The sequence below is a fragment of the Rhizobacter sp. P2_H3 genome, assembly GCF_056403355.1.
Genome location: NZ_JBFUFQ010000028.1, coordinates 26,866 through 44,913 on the forward strand (window position 1 = coordinate 26,866; position 18,048 = coordinate 44,913).

The 18,048-nt window shown below is 71.2% G+C and carries 19 protein-coding genes; 7 read left to right on the plus strand and 12 right to left on the minus strand.

Annotation, left to right across the window (positions count from 1 at the left end; translation table 11 throughout):
• Positions 1 to 18 precede the first annotated feature (18 nt).
• Both ruvX and AC1D1T_RS08250 read right to left on the minus strand, forming a co-directional pair.
• Positions 19 to 417 carry a Holliday junction resolvase RuvX gene (gene ruvX, locus AC1D1T_RS08245; RefSeq protein ID WP_477826142.1) on the minus strand — a complete coding sequence of 133 codons (399 nt, stop codon included), beginning with the start codon at positions 415 to 417 and terminating at the stop codon, positions 19 to 21.
• Complete coding sequence (locus AC1D1T_RS08250) at positions 410 to 997, minus strand: YqgE/AlgH family protein (protein WP_047499672.1); 588 nt, start codon at positions 995 to 997, stop codon at positions 410 to 412. The genes ruvX and AC1D1T_RS08250 overlap by 8 nt, the downstream gene beginning before the upstream one ends.
• A 33-nt stretch (positions 998 to 1,030) precedes the next feature.
• Here AC1D1T_RS08250 and AC1D1T_RS08255 point away from each other — a divergent pair, with 33 nt between their 5' ends.
• Positions 1,031 to 2,500, plus strand: a complete 1,470-nt coding sequence (locus AC1D1T_RS08255; RefSeq protein ID WP_477826143.1) for a cryptochrome/photolyase family protein — start codon at positions 1,031 to 1,033, stop codon at positions 2,498 to 2,500.
• Here the strand turns inward: AC1D1T_RS08255 and AC1D1T_RS08260 are convergent.
• Both AC1D1T_RS08260 and AC1D1T_RS08265 read right to left on the minus strand, forming a co-directional pair.
• Entirely contained in the window at positions 2,479 to 2,850 is a 372-nt protein-coding gene (locus AC1D1T_RS08260) for a hypothetical protein (RefSeq protein WP_465114136.1), read from the minus strand. The two genes, AC1D1T_RS08255 and AC1D1T_RS08260, sit on opposite strands and share 22 nt — an antisense overlap.
• A 137-nt stretch (positions 2,851 to 2,987) precedes the next feature.
• A complete protein-coding gene (locus tag AC1D1T_RS08265) occupies positions 2,988 to 3,338 on the minus strand; it encodes a cupin domain-containing protein (RefSeq protein WP_465114137.1) in 351 nt (116 codons plus the stop codon).
• A gap of 75 nt (positions 3,339 to 3,413) precedes the next feature.
• Here AC1D1T_RS08265 and AC1D1T_RS08270 point away from each other — a divergent pair, with 75 nt between their 5' ends.
• Positions 3,414 to 4,349, plus strand: a complete 936-nt coding sequence (locus AC1D1T_RS08270) for a helix-turn-helix domain-containing protein (protein ID WP_477826144.1) — start codon at positions 3,414 to 3,416, stop codon at positions 4,347 to 4,349.
• Here the strand turns inward: AC1D1T_RS08270 and AC1D1T_RS08275 are convergent.
• The 3 genes from AC1D1T_RS08275 to AC1D1T_RS08285 form a co-directional block, all read right to left on the minus strand.
• Entirely contained in the window at positions 4,268 to 4,696 is a 429-nt protein-coding gene (locus AC1D1T_RS08275) for a nuclear transport factor 2 family protein (RefSeq protein ID WP_477826145.1), read from the minus strand. The two genes, AC1D1T_RS08270 and AC1D1T_RS08275, sit on opposite strands and share 82 nt — an antisense overlap.
• Before the next feature lie 71 nt (positions 4,697 to 4,767).
• The gene (locus AC1D1T_RS08280) at positions 4,768 to 5,232 is read right to left on the minus strand and encodes a MerR family transcriptional regulator (protein ID WP_477826146.1); all 465 of its coding nucleotides are present in this window, start codon (positions 5,230 to 5,232) and stop codon (positions 4,768 to 4,770) included.
• Between the two features lie 3 nt (positions 5,233 to 5,235).
• Entirely contained in the window at positions 5,236 to 6,402 is a 1,167-nt protein-coding gene (locus AC1D1T_RS08285; protein ID WP_477840075.1) for a GGDEF domain-containing protein, read from the minus strand.
• A gap of 115 nt (positions 6,403 to 6,517) precedes the next feature.
• Here AC1D1T_RS08285 and AC1D1T_RS08290 point away from each other — a divergent pair, with 115 nt between their 5' ends.
• Complete coding sequence (locus AC1D1T_RS08290; protein ID WP_465114142.1) at positions 6,518 to 8,443, plus strand: M61 family metallopeptidase; 1,926 nt, start codon at positions 6,518 to 6,520, stop codon at positions 8,441 to 8,443.
• A gap of 19 nt (positions 8,444 to 8,462) precedes the next feature.
• On the opposite strand, the gene AC1D1T_RS08295 is transcribed toward AC1D1T_RS08290, so the two are convergent.
• Positions 8,463 to 9,050, minus strand: a complete 588-nt coding sequence (locus tag AC1D1T_RS08295) for a TetR/AcrR family transcriptional regulator (RefSeq protein WP_477991749.1) — start codon at positions 9,048 to 9,050, stop codon at positions 8,463 to 8,465.
• A 130-nt stretch (positions 9,051 to 9,180) separates the two neighbouring features.
• Between AC1D1T_RS08295 and AC1D1T_RS08300 the strand changes: the two genes are divergently transcribed.
• Positions 9,181 to 9,891 (plus strand): SDR family oxidoreductase, encoded by a 711-nt coding sequence (locus AC1D1T_RS08300; protein WP_477828015.1) that lies wholly within the window; start codon positions 9,181 to 9,183, stop codon positions 9,889 to 9,891.
• 16 nt (positions 9,892 to 9,907) lie between these two features.
• Here the strand turns inward: AC1D1T_RS08300 and AC1D1T_RS08305 are convergent, their stop codons facing one another.
• Positions 9,908 to 10,669, minus strand: a complete 762-nt coding sequence (locus AC1D1T_RS08305) for a tetratricopeptide repeat protein (RefSeq protein ID WP_477828016.1) — start codon at positions 10,667 to 10,669, stop codon at positions 9,908 to 9,910.
• Between the two features lie 107 nt (positions 10,670 to 10,776).
• Here AC1D1T_RS08305 and AC1D1T_RS08310 point away from each other — a divergent pair, with 107 nt between their 5' ends.
• Complete coding sequence (locus tag AC1D1T_RS08310; RefSeq protein ID WP_465114145.1) at positions 10,777 to 12,243, plus strand: AMP nucleosidase; 1,467 nt, start codon at positions 10,777 to 10,779, stop codon at positions 12,241 to 12,243.
• A gap of 15 nt (positions 12,244 to 12,258) precedes the next feature.
• Here AC1D1T_RS08310 and AC1D1T_RS08315 read toward each other — a convergent pair whose 3' ends face one another.
• Positions 12,259 to 13,209 (minus strand): LysR family transcriptional regulator, encoded by a 951-nt coding sequence (locus tag AC1D1T_RS08315; RefSeq protein WP_465114146.1) that lies wholly within the window; start codon positions 13,207 to 13,209, stop codon positions 12,259 to 12,261.
• A 100-nt stretch (positions 13,210 to 13,309) separates the two neighbouring features.
• On the opposite strand from AC1D1T_RS08315, the gene AC1D1T_RS08320 reads away from it, so the two are divergent.
• Positions 13,310 to 13,969: an NADPH-dependent F420 reductase gene (locus AC1D1T_RS08320; RefSeq protein WP_477828366.1), complete on the plus strand. Its 660-nt coding sequence runs from the start codon at positions 13,310 to 13,312 to the stop codon at positions 13,967 to 13,969.
• On the opposite strand, the gene AC1D1T_RS08325 is transcribed toward AC1D1T_RS08320, so the two are convergent.
• On the minus strand, positions 13,970 to 15,391 hold the full coding sequence (locus AC1D1T_RS08325) for an aldehyde dehydrogenase family protein (RefSeq protein ID WP_477991750.1): 1,422 nt from the start codon (positions 15,389 to 15,391) through the stop codon (positions 13,970 to 13,972).
• 101 nt (positions 15,392 to 15,492) lie between these two features.
• Here AC1D1T_RS08325 and AC1D1T_RS08330 point away from each other — a divergent pair, with 101 nt between their 5' ends.
• Positions 15,493 to 16,392, plus strand: a complete 900-nt coding sequence (locus tag AC1D1T_RS08330; RefSeq protein WP_477829251.1) for a LysR family transcriptional regulator — start codon at positions 15,493 to 15,495, stop codon at positions 16,390 to 16,392.
• Here the strand turns inward: AC1D1T_RS08330 and AC1D1T_RS08335 are convergent.
• On the minus strand, positions 16,376 to 18,048 hold a 1,673-nt coding region (locus tag AC1D1T_RS08335), incomplete at its 5' end, for a hypothetical protein (RefSeq protein ID WP_477991751.1). The two genes, AC1D1T_RS08330 and AC1D1T_RS08335, sit on opposite strands and share 17 nt — an antisense overlap.

Below are 18,048 nucleotides of genomic sequence, written 5' to 3' on the forward strand. Positions count from 1 at the left end.
AGGTCAAGGCGGCGTTTGTCAAGGCAGGGCTCGCAGGTATTGCTCCAGGATGATGGCCGCCGACGCCGCATCGACGTCGCCGGCCCCCATCGCGTGGGCCTCGGTGGTGGTGTAGCGCTCGTCGACCTCGTGCACCGGCAGCCGGAAGCGGCCGTGCAGCTGGCGGGCGAAGCGCTGCGCGCGGACGGTGTTCTCGTGCGGCGCGCCGTCGGGGTGCACCGGCACGCCGACCACCAGCGCACTCGGCTGCCATTCGGTGATCAGCTTGCCGAGCGCCGCGAAGCGCGCATCGCCGACCGCCGCCACGGTGCGCAGCGGCGTCGCGGTGCGGGTCACGGTGTTGCCGGTGGCCACGCCGACGCGCAGCGTGCCGAAATCGAAAGCCAGGAACGAGCGGGGAGCAGCGGCCTCATGCATGCCCCGCCTCTTGCGAGAGCATGCGCGGGTCGATCCCCAGCAGCGACAGCGCCTTGTCGTAGCGCTGCTCGACCGGCGTGTCGAAGATGACGCCGGGCTCGGCGACGACGTTGATCCAGCCGTTGCGGCCGATCTCTTCCTCGAGCTGGCCGGCGCTCCAGCCGCTGTAGCCGAGCGTGACGAGGATCTTCTTCGGGCCGGCGCCGTGCGACAGCGCCTCCAGCACGTCCTTGCTGGTGGTCATCTCGAGCCCGCCGGGAATCTGCAGCGACGAGTTGTAGTGCCCGCCCTCGCCCGCTTCGCCGCCCAGCCGCTCGTGCAGCACGAAGCCGCGCTCGGTCTGCACCGGGCCGCCGAAGTAGACCGGCACATCGGCCAGGTCGGGGCGGTCGAGCGTCAGTTCGACCTTTTCGAACAGGTTCTTCAGCTTGATGTCGATCGGCTTGTTGATCACCAGGCCGAGCGCGCCCTTCTCGGTGTGCTCGCACAGGTAGATCACCGCGCCGGCGAAGGTGTCGTCGGCCATGCCCGGCATGGCGATCAGGAACTGGTTCGTCAGGTTGATGGTCGCGGCAGGCATCGGGGCATTTTATGACTGCGGCACACTCGCCCGATGGAAAAGGTTACAGAGCCCTCGCTGGACGCCGCGCTGGTGTGGTTCCGGCGTGATTTGCGGGCCGAGGACCATGCCGCGCTGTTCCATGCGCTGAAGGCCGCCCGCAAGGTGTACTGCGGGTTCATCCTCGACCAGGCGATCCTCGATGCGCTGCCGCGCGCCGACCGGCGGGTCGAGTTCATCCGCGACTGCCTGGTCGCGCTCGACACCCGGCTGCAAGCGCTCGCACCCGGCGCCCGGCTGCTGGTGCGGCACGGCCTGGCCACGCAGGAGCTGCCGCGGCTGGCCCACGAACTGCACGTGCAGGCGGTGTACGCCAACCACGACGACGAACCGGCCTCGCTGGCCCGTGACGCCCGGGTGCGCGGCGCGCTGGCCGACCTGGGCATCGCGCTGCACACCGGCAAGGACCATGTGGTGTTCGAGCGCAGCGAGCTGCTGACCGGCAGCGGCAAGGCCTACAGCGTGTTCACGCCGTACAAGAACGCGTGGCTGCGCAAGCTGGAGCCGTTCTACGTCAGCGCGTACCCGGTGGAACGCTACGCGCACCGGCTGGCACCGCCGGCGGAAGATGTCGCCGCTGACATCCCGTCGCTCGCCGAGATCGGCTTCGAGCCGACCAACCTGCACGAACTGCACCAGGGGACGGGCGAGGCCGGCGCACGGGCGCTGCTCGACGACTTCCTGCCGCGCATCGAGCGCTATGGCGAGGCGCGCGACTTCCCGGCGGTGAGGGGGCCGAGCTACCTGTCGATGCACCTGCGCTTCGGCACCGTCTCGATCCGCACGCTGGCGCGCGAGGCGGCGCAGCGCATGCACCACGGCTCGGCGGGCGCGGCGGTGTGGCTGTCGGAGCTGGTGTGGCGCGATTTCTACCACCAGGTGCTGCACCACCACCCACGGGTGGTCGACGCGAGCTTCAAGCCCGAGTACGACGCCATCAAGTGGGAGCACGGCAAGCACGCGCAGGCGCTGTTCGAGGCGTGGTGCGAGGGCCGCACCGGCTACCCGCTGGTCGATGCCGCGATGGCGCAGATCAACCAGACCGGCTACATGCACAACCGGCTGCGCATGGTGACGGCCAGCTTCCTGACCAAGGACCTCGGCATCGACTGGCGCTGGGGCGAGCGCTGGTTCGCCGAGAAGCTCAACGACTACGACCTGGCGGCCAACAACGGCGGCTGGCAGTGGGCGGCCTCGACGGGGTGCGATGCGCAGCCGTATTTCCGCATCTTCAACCCGGTGAGCCAGAGCGAGAAGTTCGACGCCGCGGGCAAGTTCATCCGGCGCTACCTGCCGGCGCTGGCGGGGCTGTCGGACCAGGCGATCCATGCGCCGTGGCTGGCGCGGCCGATCGAGCTGGCCGAAGCCGGCGTGCGGCTCGGCGACAGCTACCCGCTGCCGGTCGTGATGCACGACGAGGCGCGAGTGCGGACGCTCGAGCGCTATGCGGTGGTGAAAGGCTGATCTTCCGGGTCCTCGTCGTCGCTGTCCCCGTCATCGGGCGTGTCGCGTCCCCGCGAATCGCCTTGGCCGCCATGCCGGCGGCGCCCACCGCGCGACGGGCGGGTCGCACGCGCGACACCGCCCTTCGTCCGGGAGGTGGAAGGCGCCGCGCCCAAGGAGCCTCCATCGTCCCCCGGCGGGTCCCCGCCGGTCACGTCCGCCAGCGCGTCGATCCCCTGCCCGTCCGAGCCGTCGAAGCCCGCCGTCCCCAGCGTGACGCGGGCGCCGCCGCGGCACATCGACACTTTCCGCAGCAGGTAGGCCTGGCGGTCGGGTGCGGCGATCAGCGGCTCGATCAGGCCCAGCTGCACCGCGGCATTTCCAACAGGAGCAACTCCCACGGCGTGACTTTCACGGAGGATTGAAGACGGACAGTGGGTGACCGCGCCGGCCCGGCGGTTCCGTCAGCGGCCACGCGGGCGGCGCTTTGTCTGCCCACCCCGTGGCATCACAGCACGCGCCGCGGCGCGGCCGTCGCCGCATCGCCGCTGTTCGGCGTGCCGGTCGGCTCGATCAGCAGCATGTGCACTTCTTCCTCGGCCCACGGCCGGTGCTGCACGCCGCGCGGCACGACGAACATCTGGCCAGGGCCGAGCGTGACCGTGCCGTCCGGCAGATCGATGTGCAGCCGGCCCTTCAGCACGAGGAAGAAGTCGTCGGTGTCGGGGTGGGCATGCCAGCGGTACTCGCCGTTCACCTTCACCACCATCACGTCGTGGCCGTTGTACTCGGCCACGGTGCGTGGGGCCCAGTGGTCGCTGAAGAGTTCGAGCTTGCCGTGCAGGTCGATCGCGTTCATGGAAATCCTGGCATCGAGAGTGGAACTGCACGCAGTCTGCCGCCGCGTGCGGCAACGGTCTTGTACGCTTGTCACATGTCGACCCTGCCTTCCGGCGACGCCAACGCCTCGAGTCCTTCGGATTGGGCCCGCTTCCAGCCGGGTGCCACGCCCGACATCACGCTGATGCGGGCGCATTTCACCGAGCATGTGTTCGAGCGGCACAGCCACGCGCAGTACGCGATCGGCGTCACGCACAGCGGGGTGCAGACCTTCCACTGCCGCGGCGCCGCCCACGCCAGCCTGCCCGGCGACCTGCTGCTGTTCAACCCCGACGAGGCCCACGACGGCCAGCGCGGCACCGACGAAGGATTCGGCTACGCGATCCTCTACGTCGACCCGGCCGCGCTGCCGCGCCACCTGCAACGCGAGGCCGGCACGCTCGCCAGCGCCTTCTTCCGGCAGCCGGTGGTGCACGACCCGCCGGCCGCCGCCGCGCTGCAGCGCGCGATGGCGGCCATCGGCCAGCCGCAGGAGTCGCTGCGCGGCGAGGCCCTCACCACCGATGTGCTGGTGCGGTTGCTGCAGCGGCACGGCGAGACACCGGCGACGGGCACCAGCCCGCTGGCCGCCGGTTCACGGCGCATGCTGCGCGTGCGCGACCACATCCGCGCCCATGCGTCGCGCGACCTGTCGGTGGCCGAGCTGGCGCGCGAGGCCGGGCTGTCGCGGGTGCACCTGAGCCGTGCGTTCGCCCAGCACTTCGGCGTGCCGCCTCACGTCTACCTGAACGCGGTGCGGCTGGAACACGCGAAGCGCCTGCTGCTGGCCGGCGTCGCGCCCGCGCTCGCGGCACTGGACGCCGGCTTTGCGGACCAGAGCCACTTCAGCCGCCGCTTCAAGGGCGCGACCGGCCTGACGCCCGGCGGCTGGCTGCGCCAGATGCGCGGTCAGGCTGCGGCCGGCGGCGGCGGCGCGAGCACCGCATCCACCAGCGCGGTGTCGAGGTACTCCACCACCTCCTTCAGCTGACCGGCTGCGAGCCGGAAGACGAAGCAGTAGCTGTTGTCATACGGCTTGCCGGCCCGGGTGTCGACGCGGCCGCGGCACAGCACCACCACGTGCTCGCCTTCCGCGATGAAGCGCTCGGCGGTGTTGGTGTAGGTGCCTTCGAACTGCGCGAACAGGGGGGCGAGCAGTCGCTCGCGCACCGCCGGCTTGCCGCGCCAGGTGCCGGACCAGGCCGAGCTGCCGGTGATCGTCCAGCAGAAGTCGTCGGCCATCGCGTCGACCAGCGGCCGGCCGTTGCCGACGGCCAGCTGCCCGAAGATGCGCTGCAGCAGCAGCTTGTTGTCGGAAGAAGAGGACAAGGAGGACATGGCGTTGACGGGGGAGTGGGTCATGCCGCCAGTGGGCGATCTAGAGCAGGCTCTAGATCAAGCGATACCCGTCAGCGCTTGAGGGTCTTGGTCTTCGGCTTGAGAGGGCGAGGGCGCGGCAGCGGCCGGCCCTGCGGGTCCGTCGGCGGGCGCGCGCCCTGCGCCACCCAGTCGGCATAGAAGGCCAGCTTGCGGTCGAGCTCCTTCAGCGCCGTCTTCCATTCGGCGATCCGCGCCTCGACCTGCGCACGGTGCGCCGCGAGCTGCTGCTGGCGCTGCGGCAGCGTGCGCCGGCCCTGCATCACGAGCGCGGTGTAGGCCCGCATCTGCGCGATCGACATGCCGGTGCTGCGCAGCCGCTCCATCAGTTCCAGCCAGCCGACATGGCGCTCGCCGTACAGGCGCCGGCCCGCCGCGTTGCGCAGCACGCCGGGCAGCAGCCCCTGTGCCTCGTACCAGCGGATCGCATGCACGCTGCGGCCGGTGCGCTCGGCCAGTTCGCCGATGCGCATCTGCGGCGCCGGGTCGGTGGCCATGGCTCAGGTCCTGCACGCCACCAGGTGCGATTGCACGCCGTCGCGGCCCGCCGCCTTCACGCGGTACAGCGCCTCGTCGGCCTGCGAGGCGGCGGGCTCCCAGCCGTCGAAGCGGTCGAAGCTGGCCGACACGCCGATGCTCGCCGTGCAGCCGATCCGCTCGCTGCCGGTGGCCGCCGGCACCTGCAGGCGGCCGATGCTGCGGTGCAGCCGGTCGGCCAGCGCGAGCACGATCGCGCGGTCCGCGCCGACGCAGCCGACCAGGAACTCCTCGCCGCCGATGCGCGCGACGAAATCGCCGGCGCGCAGCTGCGACTGCAGCTCGCGCGCCACGCCTTGCAACACCGCATCGCCGGTGGCGTGGCCCAGCGTGTCGTTGATGCGCTTGAAGTGGTCGATGTCGATCAGCAGCAGCGTCAACGGCGCGGCCTGGCGCTGGTCGAAATGCTGCTTCAGCGCCTGCGCGAGGCCGTTGCGGTTGAACACGCCGGTCAGCGCGTCGCGGGTCGCCAGGTCGGCGAGCTGGCCGTTCAGGCGCAGCAGCATCATCCACACCAGCGTCAGCGCGGTGACCACCGCCGTGACCGATGCGTAGAGGTAGTAGCCCTGGGCCATCGGGCCGTGGAAGGCGACCGGCATGCCGTCGCGCGCGATGTGCGCACCGCGCAGCAGCGTCAGCGCCGACAGGCCGCCGACGATCCCGACCAGCAGCGCCAGCGGCGCGTGCAGCGGGGCGCTCTGGCGGGTGCGCTCGGCGGCGAGGATCCAGGCGATCTGCGCATACAGCAGGCCGATCATCGCGTTCAGCGCGACGTGCCGCGCCTGCGCGCCGCCGAAGGCCGCCGCGGCGACCTCGGTGCCGATCAGCAGCAGCGCCAGCACGCCGACGCGCCGCGGCGGCACCGGCGCGCGGCCGACGAACTCGCGCACGCCGTCGCCGAACACCAGCACCGCGAGCAGCATCACGCCGTCGGACACCAGGCCGAGCGCATCGACCCCCTGCAGCCCGGCCAGCAGGCGCGCCAGGTAGGCCGCACCGAACAGGCCGCTCGCCAGCGCCCAGCGGCCCAGCCCCGGCGCCCCCGGCATGCGGCGCCACACGAGTGCCATCAGCCCGCCGCTGGCGATCAGGTGGATGGCGAGCATCAGGATGACGGTGGCGGGGTCCATGGTGGCGGGTACTGCGAGGGTGGATTGTCGCCACGGATTCGACGTGAGATCAGTTTGTCACAGCGAACCGGCCGTCTTTTCGCTTATCGTTTTCGGTCCAACTCACAGGACCCCGATGAACCCGACCCTTCGCACCGCGGTGGCCGCCATCAGCCTGGCCGCCCTCGCCCCGCTCGCCGCCGCGCAAACCCTGCCGGCACTGAGCGACGCGCCCTACCCGGGCGTGATCAGCCTCTCGGTGGATGCCACCGACCTCGATCGCAAGATCTTCCGCGTGCGCGAGACGATCCCCGTCTCGCCCGGCCCGCTCGCGCTGTACTACCCGCGCTGGCTGCCCGGCACGCATTCGCCCAGCGCCGCACTCGCGCAGCTGAGCGGCCTGCAGGTCAGCGCCGGCGGCAAGCCCGTCGCCTGGGTGCGCGACGCCGTCGACAGCGCGGCCTTCCACATCGAGGTGCCGGCCGGTGCGGCGGCACTCGACATCGAGTTCCAGTTCCTGACGCCGCTCGAGCCCGGCAGCGAACGCCAGGTCGTCACGCCCGACATGCTCGGCGTGCAGTGGAACGCCGTCGTGCTGTACCCGGCCGGCTACGCCGCCGCGAAGATCAGCGTGCAGCCCAGCCTGACGCTGCCGGCCGGCTGGCTGGCCGGCACCGCGCTGGAGCTGGCCTCGCCGGCCGTTGCCACCACCGGTGGCGCGAGCTTCTCGTTCAAGGCCACCGACCTCGACACGCTGGTCGACTCGCCGGTGTTCGCCGGCCGCCACCTGCAGCGCCTGGACCTCGACCCCGGCGCCAGCGCGGCCGGCCGCGCGCCGGTGTTCCTGAACGTGGTCGCCGACCGCGCCTCGCAGAACGTGATCAGCCCGGAGCAGCTCGCGGCGCACCGCGCGCTCGTCACGCAGGCCGACAAGGTGTTCGCGTCGCGGCACTTCACGCACTACGAGTTCCTGCTGGCGCTCAGCGAGCAGTTCGGCCACATCGGGCTGGAGCACCACCAGTCCAGCGAGAACGGCGTCAAGGCGGCCTACTTCACCGAATGGGCCAAGGGCTCGACCGGGCGCGACCTGCTGCCGCACGAGTACACCCACTCGTGGAACGGCAAGTTCCGTCGCCCGGCCGACCTGTGGACGCCGCACTTCAACACGCCGATGCGCGACAGCCTGCTGTGGGTCTACGAAGGCCAGACGCAGTACTGGGGCGCCGTGCTGGCCGCGCGCTCCGGCCTGGTCAGCGCCGCCGACGCACGCGCCGACCTGGCCGAGACCGCAGCCTGGCTCGACGCCCGCGCCGGCCGCGCCTGGCGCAGCCTGCAGGACACCACCAACGAGCCGCTGCTGTGGGCGACGCGCGGGCGCCGCGACTGGAGCTCGTGGCAGCGCAGCGCCGACTACTACGACGAGTCGCGGCTGATCTGGCTCGAAGCCGACATGCTGATCCGCGAGCGCTCGAACGGCAAGCGCTCGCTGGACGACTTCGCCCGCGCCTTCTTCGGTGCCGAGCCGAAGCGCGTGCAGCCGCTGACCTACACCTTCGACGACGTGGTGCGCGAGCTGAACCGCGTGCAGGCGTACGACTGGGCCGGCTTCCTGCGCCAGCGGCTGGACACGCACGACCGGCCGGCACCGATGGCCGGCATCGCCGCGTCGGGCTGGAAGCTCGGCTGGAGCGACAAGCCGAGCGAGCACTACAGCGCGAAGATGGGGGCCTGGAAGGTCACCGACTTCAGCTACTCGCTCGGCTTCGACCTCGGCGAAGCCGCGAAGGTGCGCAACGTGAACTGGGGCAGCCCGGCCTTCGACGCCGGCATGGCGCCCGGTGCGACGCTGCTGGCCGTCAACGGCCGGGCCTACACCGAAGACCTGCTGAAGGAGGCGGTGACCGCCGCGAAGAGCGGCGGGCCGATCGAGCTGCTGCTGAAGTCCGGCGATCTCTACCGCAGCGTGCGCATCGAGTGGCGCGGCGGGCTGCGCTACCCGACGCTGCAACGCATCGACGGCACGCCGGACCGGCTCGCGGCACTGTTCGCGCCGCTGCGTTGAAGGTCTGAACTGATCCTGGTCAGGCCGCGGCGGGCTCGTCCCCGAGTTCCGCCGCGACCGCCTGCAGGATCTCGGTCGACAAGGCCTCGTCGTCGACCGCGCGCGCCAGCACCTGCGCGCCGATCATCGCGGCATACGCGACGATCGCGCGCTCGCGGCGCCGCGCCTTGCGCCCGCCGACCAGTCCGCCGATGAAGTCCAGCGCGTCGCGCACCCCCGCGGTGAACGCGGCCCGCAGCGCCGGCCCCTGGCGCGCCGCCTCGGCACCGAGCGCCGACACCGGGCAGCCGTCGCCGGGATCGTCGCGGTGTTCGGCCGACAGGTAGGCGCGTGCCAGCGCCGCCATGCCGCTGTCGCCGCGCGCCGCCGCCTCGCCGACGACCCGCTGCCAGCGCTGCCCGCCCGCCGCGAACACCCGCGCGCAGGTCTCGGCCATCAGGTCTTCCTTCGAGCCGAACTGCCCGTAGAAACCGCCGTGCGTCATGCCGGCGCTCTTCATCAGGTCGGCCACGCCGATGCCGTCGAAACCGCGCTCGCGGAACAGCTTCGCGGCCACCTGCAGCACCCGTTCGCGGTTCTGCTCGGCTTGTTCACGACTGACTTTCATGGGGAGAAGACCTTTCCGGCGAGGTGACGCTCAAGATGCCGCTTGACATGATAAATGATGTACGTCATATAATTTCAATCATGACGACCGTCATATAAAACATCTCTGCATCCCCCCGAAAGGATCCGCCATGAACATCCGCAATGCCGTCTTCCTCGTGACCGGCGCCAACCGTGGCCTCGGCAAGTCGCTGGTCCAGCAATTGCTCGCCGCCGGCGCGAAGAAGGTCTATGCCGCCGCCCGCGACCCGGCCAGCATCACGCTGCCGGGTGTCGAGGCGGTGAAGCTCGACGTGACGAACGCCGATGACGTCGCGCGCGCCGCCGCGCAACTGAAGGACGTGAGCGTCGTGATCAACAACGCCGGCATCACGCGCGGCTCGCCGCTGCTGGCCGCCGGCAGTGCCGCGGCGGCACGCGCCGAGATGGAGACCAATTTCTTCGGCCCGCTGGCGCTCAGCCAGGCCTTCGCACCGGTGCTGAAGGCCAACGGCGGCGGCGCGATCGTCAACGTGCTGTCGGTGCTGAGCTGGGTCAACATCCCGAGCGCGGCGACCTACAGCACGAGCAAGTCGGCTGCCTGGTCGCTGACCAACGGCCTGCGCGGCGAACTGCGCGCGCAGGGCACGCAGGTGGTGGGCGTGCACGTCGGCTACATGGACACCGACATGACGAAGGGCCTGGACGCGGCGAAGGCGAACCCCGACCAGGTGGCGCAGCAGGTGGTCGACGCACTCGCGAGCGGTGCCGAGGAAGTGCTGGCCGACGACCTCAGCCGCAACGTGCGGCAGGGGCTGGCCGCGCCGCGCGGGGTCTACCTGGGCGAGCCGGCGGCGGCCTGAAACCGCTGGCGCCGGATCAGGCCGGCGGCGTCCTGGTCTGCTCGTGCGCGACGCGCAACCGGCGCATCAGCTCGCCGTTGAGCTCGCGGGTGTGGCGGTTCCAGCGCTCGGTGGCGCGCTGGATCTCCACCTGCAGGCGCCCGGCGAGTTCGGTCTCGCGCTGCACCAGCGCCCAGATCGCGAACTCGGCCCGCGCCTCGAAGCTGCCGAAGCGCGCGACCGTCGCTTCGAAGGCGTCGCGCGCCTCACCGTGACGGCCGGCGGCGGCCAGCGAACGCGCGAGCAGCAGCGAGATCTCTTCCTCGCGGAAGTTCGGGTCCTGCTGGCGGATCACGTTCAGGTGGCTGATCGCCTCCTGCGGCCGCTCGCGGGCGAAATTGGCGCGGGCCGCACCGCGGCGGATCTCGAGGTCGGTCGAGAACGGGCCCTTCAGGCAGGCCTCCCAGGTCTGCGCCGATTCGCCGAACTCGCCGGCGTCGTACAGCGCCGCGGCAAGCCGCATCTGGTTCTGCGCGGTCGGCGTGTACTCGAACGCGGCGCGGGCGTCGCGCAGTTCGCGCGTCGGGTCGAGCGATTTCACCGCCGCGACGATCGCCTTGCGCGCACCGCGCTCCAGCCGCGAATCCGGCAGGTAGATCGCCAGGAAGTTGACGATGCTGCCGAGCAGCGGGAACGAGAACAGCACGAACAGCCAGTAGGTCTGCTGCCGGCTGCGCACCGCGTGCACGGCAAAGAACAGCGCGATGACGATGTGAAGCCCGAGGCCTGCAATGGGCATGAACGTTCCTCCTCCGATGTTTTGATGGCGCAAATTGTAGGAAACCCCGGCCGGCACGGGTGATGGCGGCGCGAGAGAATGGTCACGAACGGCTCCAGGAACATTCCATGTCTCTCGACTCCCAGCGCTTCACCGACCCGGTCGCCGCGCTCGCGCAGGTGCAGGCCATCTACGAGCAGAGCCTCACGCACCTGCGTGGTGCCCTGCACAGCTTCGTCGCCGGCACCGCCCCCACCGAGCACGTGCGGGCCTGCTACCCCTTCGTGCGGGTGCACACCGACACCGTCGCGCGCGCCGATTCGCGGCTGAGCTATGGCTTCGTCGCCGGCCCCGGCACCTACGAGACCACGCTGACGCGGCCCGACCTGTTCCAGGGCTATTACCTGGAGCAGTTCCGGCTGCTGCTGAAGAACCACAACGTCGCGCTCGAGGTCGGCGTCAGCGGCCAGCCGATCCCGGTGCACTTCTCGCTGGCCGAGCACGACCACCTGGAAGGCAGCCTGAGCCTGGAGCGCCGGCTGCTGATGCGCGACATGTTCGACCTGCCCGACCTGGCCGCGATGGACGACGCGATCGCCAACGGCACCTACGAGACGCGGCCCGGCCAATCGCACCCGCTGTCGCTGTTCACCGCGCCGCGCGTCGACTACTCGCTGCACCGGCTGCGCCACTACACCGGCACCGCGCCCGACCACTTCCAGAACTTCGTGCTGTTCACGAACTACCAGTTCTACATCGACGAGTTCGTGCGCCTGGGCCATGAGGCGATGGCCGATCCGGCGAGCGAGTACCTCGCCTTCGTCGAGCCGGGCAACGTGATCACGCGCCGCACCGGCACGGCACACCGGCCCGGCGACGAGCTGGGCGCGATCCCGCCGCGGCTGCCGCAGATGCCGGCCTACCACCTGGTGCGCGGCGACGGCGCCGGCATCACGATGGTCAACATCGGCGTCGGCCCGGCCAACGCGAAGACGATCACCGACCACATCGCGGTGCTGCGCCCGCATGCGTGGATCATGCTCGGCCACTGCGCCGGGCTGCGCAACACGCAGGCACTGGGCGACTACGTGCTGGCCCACGGCTACGTGCGCGAGGACCACGTGCTCGACGAGGACCTGCCGCTGTGGGTGCCGATCCCGCCGCTGGCCGAGATCCAGGTCGCGCTGCAGCAGGCGGTGGCCGACATCACGCAGCTCACCGGCTACGAGCTCAAGCGCATCCTGCGCACCGGCACGGTCGCCTCCACCGACAACCGCAACTGGGAGCTGCTGCCGCAGCGCACGCCGGAGCGCCGCTTCAGCCAGAGCCGCGCGGTGGCGCTCGACATGGAGAGCGCGACGATCGCGGCCAACGGCTTCCGCTTCCGCGTGCCCTACGGCACGCTGCTGTGCGTCAGCGACAAGCCGCTGCACGGCGAGATCAAGCTGCCGGGGATGGCCAACCACTTCTACCGCGAGCGCGTCGACCAGCACCTGCGCATCGGCATGCGGGCGGTGGAGCTGCTGCGGGCGCAGACGGTCGACCAGCTGCACAGCCGCAAGCTGCGCAGCTTTGCGGAGGTCGCCTTCCAGTGACCGGATGAGCGCGGCTCAGGCCGCGTAGCGCCGCACGTCCTGGCGCGTGACGTGCAGCGCCTCGTTCGACGACAGCTGCGTCACCAGGTGATCGACCGTCGCCCGCACGCGCGGCGCGATCAACGCACGGTGCGGGTAGTGCAGCGCCAGTTCGCGCTCGCCCGCGACGTGCTCGTCGACCAGCAGCGCCTTCAGGTCCCCTGATTTCAGCAGCGGCCAGGCCTGCGGCAGCCCGACCTGCACGATGCCCAGGCCCATGCGCGCCACCTCCACCGCGGCGCCGGTCGAGATCGTCATCACGCAGCGCTCGGGCCACAGGTCGACGGTCGAGCCGTCGGGCTCTCGGAAGGTCCAGGGCGAGACCTGGCCACTGAGGAAACGCACCATCGCGACATCGTGCTCCGGCAGGTCGGCACGGCCGCGCGGCACGCCGCGGCCGGCCAGGTAGGCGGGCGTCGCGACCAGCACCATCTCGAGCCGGCCGACCGGCCGCGACACCAGGCTCGAATCGCTCGCATGGCCGCCGCGCAGCGCGAGGTCGTAGCCCTGCGCGATCAGGTCGACCTGCCGGTCGTCGAAATCCAGCTCCACCATCAACCCCGGATGGCGCGCCCGCAGGCCCGGCATCAGCGGCAGCACGAAGTGCTGGCCGTAGTTGCTCGGGCACGAGATGCGCACCCGGCCGCTCGGCTCGGCGCGCTGTGCCGCGACCGCGTCGACCGCCGCATCGAGCGCATCGATCGCGATGCGCGCCCGCTCGAGGAAGGCCTCGCCCTCCGTCGTGAGCCGCTGCACCCGCGTCGTGCGGTTGAGCAGACGCACGCCGAGCGAGGCCTCCAGCGCGGCCACGTTCTTGCTGACCGCCGCCCCCGAGATGCCGAGCGCCTTGGCGGCCGCCGCGAAGCTGCCGCGGTCGGCGGTCTGCACGAACGACAGGATGGCCGGCACCCGCTGCGCTGCATCCATTCCCAACCTCGGGTTATGAGTTCATGAACCTTCAGCCATCTTACGTTGAGGATGACCGGTTCGCACAATGCCTTCCATCGACATCTACCTGGAGCCCCACATGCCTTCTTCCACTTTCGCCATCCTTGGGAATGGCACCGTCGGCACGACGCTCGCGAAGGGCTTCGCCGCCCGCGGCGACCGTGTCGTCTTCGGCAGCCGCGACAGCGCCGGCGCCAAGGCCCGCGCCGCGCTGGACGCCGTCCCCGGCAGCACCGCAGCCAGCCTGGTCGATGCCGCCCGGCAGGCCGACAGCGCCGTCATCGCGCTGCCGTGGGCGGCCGTGAAGGGTGCGTTGACGCCGGCCCTCGCCGACGCGCTCGCCGGCAAGACCGTGATCGACGCCGTCAACCCGGTCGACTTCAGCTCGGGCCAGCCGGCGCTCGCCCTCGGCTTCACCGACTCGGCCGGCGAGACGGTGCAGCGGCTGCTGCCGCAGTCGAAGGTCGTGAAGGCCTTCAACATCATCACGGCGTCGCACATGGTGCAGCCGAAGCTGCCGGACGGCGAGCCGGACATGTTCATCGCCGGCAACGACGCCGGCGCCAAGGCCGAGGTCGCGGCGATCCTGCGCAGCTTCGGCTGGCGCAGCGCGATCGACCTCGGCGGCATCGAACAGGCCCGCTTGCTGGAGTCGCTCGCGATGATCTGGATCCGCTACGGCTTCGGCAACAACCACTGGAGCCACGGCTTCAGCCTGCTGAACCGCAAGCCGGACTGATCAGGCCCCCGCGAGCACGCTCTTCGGTTCGAGAAACGCCTCGAGCCCGAACGCGCCAAACTCGCGGCCCAGGCCCGACTGCTTGAAGCCGCCGAACGGCGCGCGCGGCTCGTTGTGCAGCCCGTTGATCAGCACCCGGCCGGCCTGCAGCCGCGTGGCCACCGCGCGGGCGCGCGCCGGGTTCGACGACGCGACGTAGGCCTGCAGCCCGTAGACGGTGTCGTTCGCGATCGCGACGGCGTCCTCCTCGTCGCAGTAGCCGATGAGGGCCAGCACCGGCCCGAAGATCTCCTCGCGGGCGATGGTCATGTCGTTGCGCACGTCGGCGAACACCGTCGGGCGGATGAACCAGCCGCGCGGCAGGCCGTCGGGCCGGCCCTCGCCGCCGGTCACCAGCCGGGCGCCCTCGGCGATGCCGATCCCGATGTAGCGCTGCACCCGATCGAACTGCCGCTGGCTCACCATCGGCCCGATCGCCGTTGACGGATCGGCCGGGTCGCCGACCCGCACCTGCGCCACCGCATCGCCGATGCGCTGCGCGTACTCCGCCATCCGCACCTGCGGCACCAGGATGCGCGTGCCGGCGATGCAGGCCTGGCCGCTGTTGATGAAACCGGCCGCGACGGCGAGCTTCACCGCCGCGTCGGTGTCCGCGTCGTCGAGGATCACGGTCGGCGACTTGCCGCCGAGCTCGAGCGTCACGCGCTTCATCGTCTCGACGCCGGCCCGCAGGATGCCCTTGCCGACGGTCGTCGAGCCGGTGAACGAGATCTTCGCGACATCGGGGTGCGTGGCGATCTCGGCACCGACCACGTCGCCGCGGCCGTTGACGATGTTGAACACGCCCGGCGGCAGGCCGGCCGCGTGCAGCGCCTCGGTGACGACCTGGGTCTGGATCGCGCTCATCTCGCTGGGCTTGATCACTGCAGTGCAGCCGGCCGCGATCGCGGTGGCGAGCTTATTGCAGATGAAGCCGGCATTCGCATTCCACGGCGTGATCAGCCCGACCACGCCGACCGCTTCCATCACGACGTCGGCGCTGCCGATGCGCCGTTCGAGTGGATAGGCCTCCAGCGTCTGCGCCGCCAGCAGGAAGGCGTCGGCCGCGTACTGCGCGCCCCACTGCGCCCGCGACACCGGCCCGCCGTACTCGAGGATGGTCGCGTCGCGGATGTCGTCGACGCGCGCCAGCACCGCCCGGTGCAGGCGGCGCAGCATCGCGACGCGCTCGGCCTTCGGGCTGCGCGACAGGCCGGGCAGCGCGCGCCGGGCGGCGGCGATCGCGCGGCGCGCATCCTCCACGTCACCGAGCGCGACCTGGCCGATAAGCGCCTCGGTGGCCGGGTTGAAGAGGTCGAAACGCTCCTGGCCGTGCGGGGCGACGAAGGCGCCGTCGATGTAGATCCGGGTGATGCCGTGCATGTCGATGTCCTGTGCAATGAAGGGATGCATCGAATCTAGAGGCCGGGCATTGATTTGATAAGCTGCACGAATCCCGATGACTAGTTCTGGTAATCAGGACAATGCACAAGTCAGGCCTCGTCGAACTGGAAGCGGTGCTGGCCGTGGCGCGGCACGGCAGCTTCCGTGCAGCCGCCACCGACATGGGCATGTCGACCTCGGCGCTGAGCAGCGCGGTGGCCGGGCTCGAGGCGCGCCTCGGCGTGCGCCTCTTCAACCGCACGACGCGCAGCGTGGCGCTGTCCGGGGCCGGCGAGCAGTTCGTCGCGCGCATCGCGCCGGCGCTGGGCGACATCCGCGGCGCGATGGAGGCGGTGAACCTGCTGCGCGACACGCCGGCCGGCACGCTGCGGCTGAACACCTCGGTCGGTGCGGCGCGCATCGTGTTCGAGCCGATCGTGCTCGAGTTCCTGAAGCGCTACCCGCAGATGCAGGTCGACCTGGTCACCGAAGGGCGGCTGATCGACATCGTCGCCGAGGGCTACGACGCCGGCATCCGGGTGGCCGACACGGTGCCGCGCGACATGATCGCGGTGCCGATGAGCGGCGCGATGCGCATGGCGGTGGTCGCGTCGCACGACTACGTGGCGGCGCACGGCAGCGCCGCCACGCCGGGCGAGTTGATGAACCACCGCTGCATCCGCTGGCGCCTGGCGAGCGGCGCGCGCTACCGCTGGGAGTTCGAGCGGCACGGCGAATCGCTGACGCTGGACGTGCCCGGCCCGATCACGCTCGACGAGCCGTCACTGATGCGCAGCGCGGTCTTCGCCGGCGTCGGTGTCGGCTACCTGTCGGAGCTGCACGTCGGCGACGACCTGAAGCAGGGACGGCTGCTGCGCATGCTCGCGGACTGGACGCCGCCCTACCCCGGCATCTGCCTGTACTACCCGACACGCCGGCATGTGCCGGCGGGCTTGCGGGCGTTCATCGCGCTGATCCGCGAAGTCATGCAGGCGGGGTGAAATACGGCCGCTCGTCGGCGAACAGCAGCCGGCGGGCCGCATCGCGCCACGCCGCCGGCGCCTCGCGGCCGAGCAGCACGACGCCGGCCGCGTACGCGTGCACGCGCCATTGGAACGACATCTCGGCCAGCACGCGCTCGGCCACGCCGACATCGCGCGTCTTCTGCAGTTGCTCGAAGAACACCCGCATCAGCGCTGCATCGGTCGGCGAGCGGCGCGCGACGGCGGCAACGAAGGGCTCGATGTCCTGCCCGCCGCGTGCCGCGACGGCAGCAGCGAGCCACGCGGTCGCATCGTCGACGCCGCTGTCCGTCGGCAGCGCGATCGCACGCAGGACGAGTGGCTGATCGGCACCGTCGGACGCCGCCGCCAACCGCAGCAGGCGGGCCTGGCGGTGCGCGGAGCCGCCGGCCGCGGCCTTCATCGCCGCATCGATGCGGCCGCGCGCCAGCTCGGCGTACTCGGTCGGCAGGCCTTCCTCGGCCGGCGCGGTCCCGCTCTCCATCGCCAGGCGCGCGCGCAGCACCGGCGACGCCTTGGTCAGCTCGGCCATGCGCTTCGCGTCGTCCTGCTTCAGGAAGCGGCGCAGCCGCGCCTCGTCGATCGCGATGTAGCTCGCCAGCGAGGCCATGCGCCCGCGCGCTTYGCCCAGGCCGGCCAGGCCTGCATCGAGGCGGCCGAAGTCGAGTTCGGAATACGCCGCGGCATAGCCGAACCACGCGTGCGCCGGCCAGCGCGCATGGCCGTCGATGAAGGCCTGCCACTTCTGCGGGCTCTCGGTGTCGCAGCGCACCGCGGCATAGCGCAGGTTCGGGTTGTCCTGCGCCGCCCGGCTGGCCGCCACATGGCGGGCGCAGACCTCGGCATGCGCAGCATTCTGCGTGCCGTCCTGCTCGGCACGCAGCGACGCCACTTCGTCGGACGTCGCCTTCAGCCGCTCGCGCACCAGCGCCAGCAGCTGGGCATCGTCGCCGACCATGCCGAGCCACGGCACGGCCGGCCCGCTGCCGCCGGCCTCCCAGCGCAGGTGCGTGGCGATCAGCTGGCGGCGCTGCACGTCGTTGGCCAAGGCGTCCAGCTGCCGATCGGGCGGCATGTCGACCAGCCCCTGCAACACGGTGCGCGTGCCGCCGCCGCCCTTCGTGCTGATCGACTTCGGCGGCTCCTCGAACACATGCTCGGCGCCGGTCGACAACCAGCGCGGCGTGCCGAGCATGCGCTCCGGAATGCTCTGCGTGCGGCCGTACACCGCGGTCCACTCGACCAGCGGCGCGGCCGACGCGACGTTGTAGACGTAGGTGCCGAAGCTGCCCTTCGCATCGGCCTCGAACGACTCGATCAGCGCGCCCTTCGGCGTGCGCGACTCGACCTGCACCATGTGCCCGGCCGGCAGCGTGAGCCGCTGCAGCGCGTTCGGTGCGACCGCCAGCGGCGGGCGCCCGGCCACCGTCACCTGCACCGGCGTGCCCAGCCCGTTGTAGACGACGATCTGCGCATCGCCCACCGAGCCGCCCAGGCCCAGCACCGCGGCGATGATGCCGCCGGCCACGCCGAGCCGCGCGAGCGCCGGCACGGCGCCATCGGCCGTCTGGAAGCGGGCGAGCCAGCCGAGGCGCGTCTGCCGCTGGCGTTCGCGGCCGGTCAGCAGCGTGGCAT

Coding starts and splice junctions, on each gene's coding strand:
- AC1D1T_RS08320 (WP_477828366.1), top strand. CDS start 13,310: ATGCCTTCTTCCACTTTCGCCATCCTTGGGAATGGCACCGTCGGCACG.
- AC1D1T_RS08250 (WP_047499672.1), bottom strand. CDS start 997: ATGCCTGCCGCGACCATCAACCTGACGAACCAGTTCCTGATCGCCATG.
- AC1D1T_RS08310 (WP_465114145.1), top strand. CDS start 10,777: ATGTCTCTCGACTCCCAGCGCTTCACCGACCCGGTCGCCGCGCTCGCG.
- AC1D1T_RS08315 (WP_465114146.1), bottom strand. CDS start 13,209: ATGGATGCAGCGCAGCGGGTGCCGGCCATCCTGTCGTTCGTGCAGACC.
- AC1D1T_RS08270 (WP_477826144.1), top strand. CDS start 3,414: ATGTCGACCCTGCCTTCCGGCGACGCCAACGCCTCGAGTCCTTCGGAT.
- AC1D1T_RS08305 (WP_477828016.1), bottom strand. CDS start 10,669: ATGCCCATTGCAGGCCTCGGGCTTCACATCGTCATCGCGCTGTTCTTT.
- ruvX (WP_477826142.1), bottom strand. CDS start 417: ATGCATGAGGCCGCTGCTCCCCGCTCGTTCCTGGCTTTCGATTTCGGC.
- AC1D1T_RS08255 (WP_477826143.1), top strand. CDS start 1,031: ATGGAAAAGGTTACAGAGCCCTCGCTGGACGCCGCGCTGGTGTGGTTC.
- AC1D1T_RS08265 (WP_465114137.1), bottom strand. CDS start 3,338: ATGAACGCGATCGACCTGCACGGCAAGCTCGAACTCTTCAGCGACCAC.
- AC1D1T_RS08295 (WP_477991749.1), bottom strand. CDS start 9,050: ATGAAAGTCAGTCGTGAACAAGCCGAGCAGAACCGCGAACGGGTGCTG.
- AC1D1T_RS08290 (WP_465114142.1), top strand. CDS start 6,518: ATGAACCCGACCCTTCGCACCGCGGTGGCCGCCATCAGCCTGGCCGCC.
- AC1D1T_RS08280 (WP_477826146.1), bottom strand. CDS start 5,232: ATGGCCACCGACCCGGCGCCGCAGATGCGCATCGGCGAACTGGCCGAG.
- AC1D1T_RS08300 (WP_477828015.1), top strand. CDS start 9,181: ATGAACATCCGCAATGCCGTCTTCCTCGTGACCGGCGCCAACCGTGGC.
- AC1D1T_RS08275 (WP_477826145.1), bottom strand. CDS start 4,696: ATGTCCTCCTTGTCCTCTTCTTCCGACAACAAGCTGCTGCTGCAGCGC.
- AC1D1T_RS08330 (WP_477829251.1), top strand. CDS start 15,493: ATGCACAAGTCAGGCCTCGTCGAACTGGAAGCGGTGCTGGCCGTGGCG.
- AC1D1T_RS08285 (WP_477840075.1), bottom strand. CDS start 6,402: ATGGACCCCGCCACCGTCATCCTGATGCTCGCCATCCACCTGATCGCC.
- AC1D1T_RS08325 (WP_477991750.1), bottom strand. CDS start 15,391: ATGCACGGCATCACCCGGATCTACATCGACGGCGCCTTCGTCGCCCCG.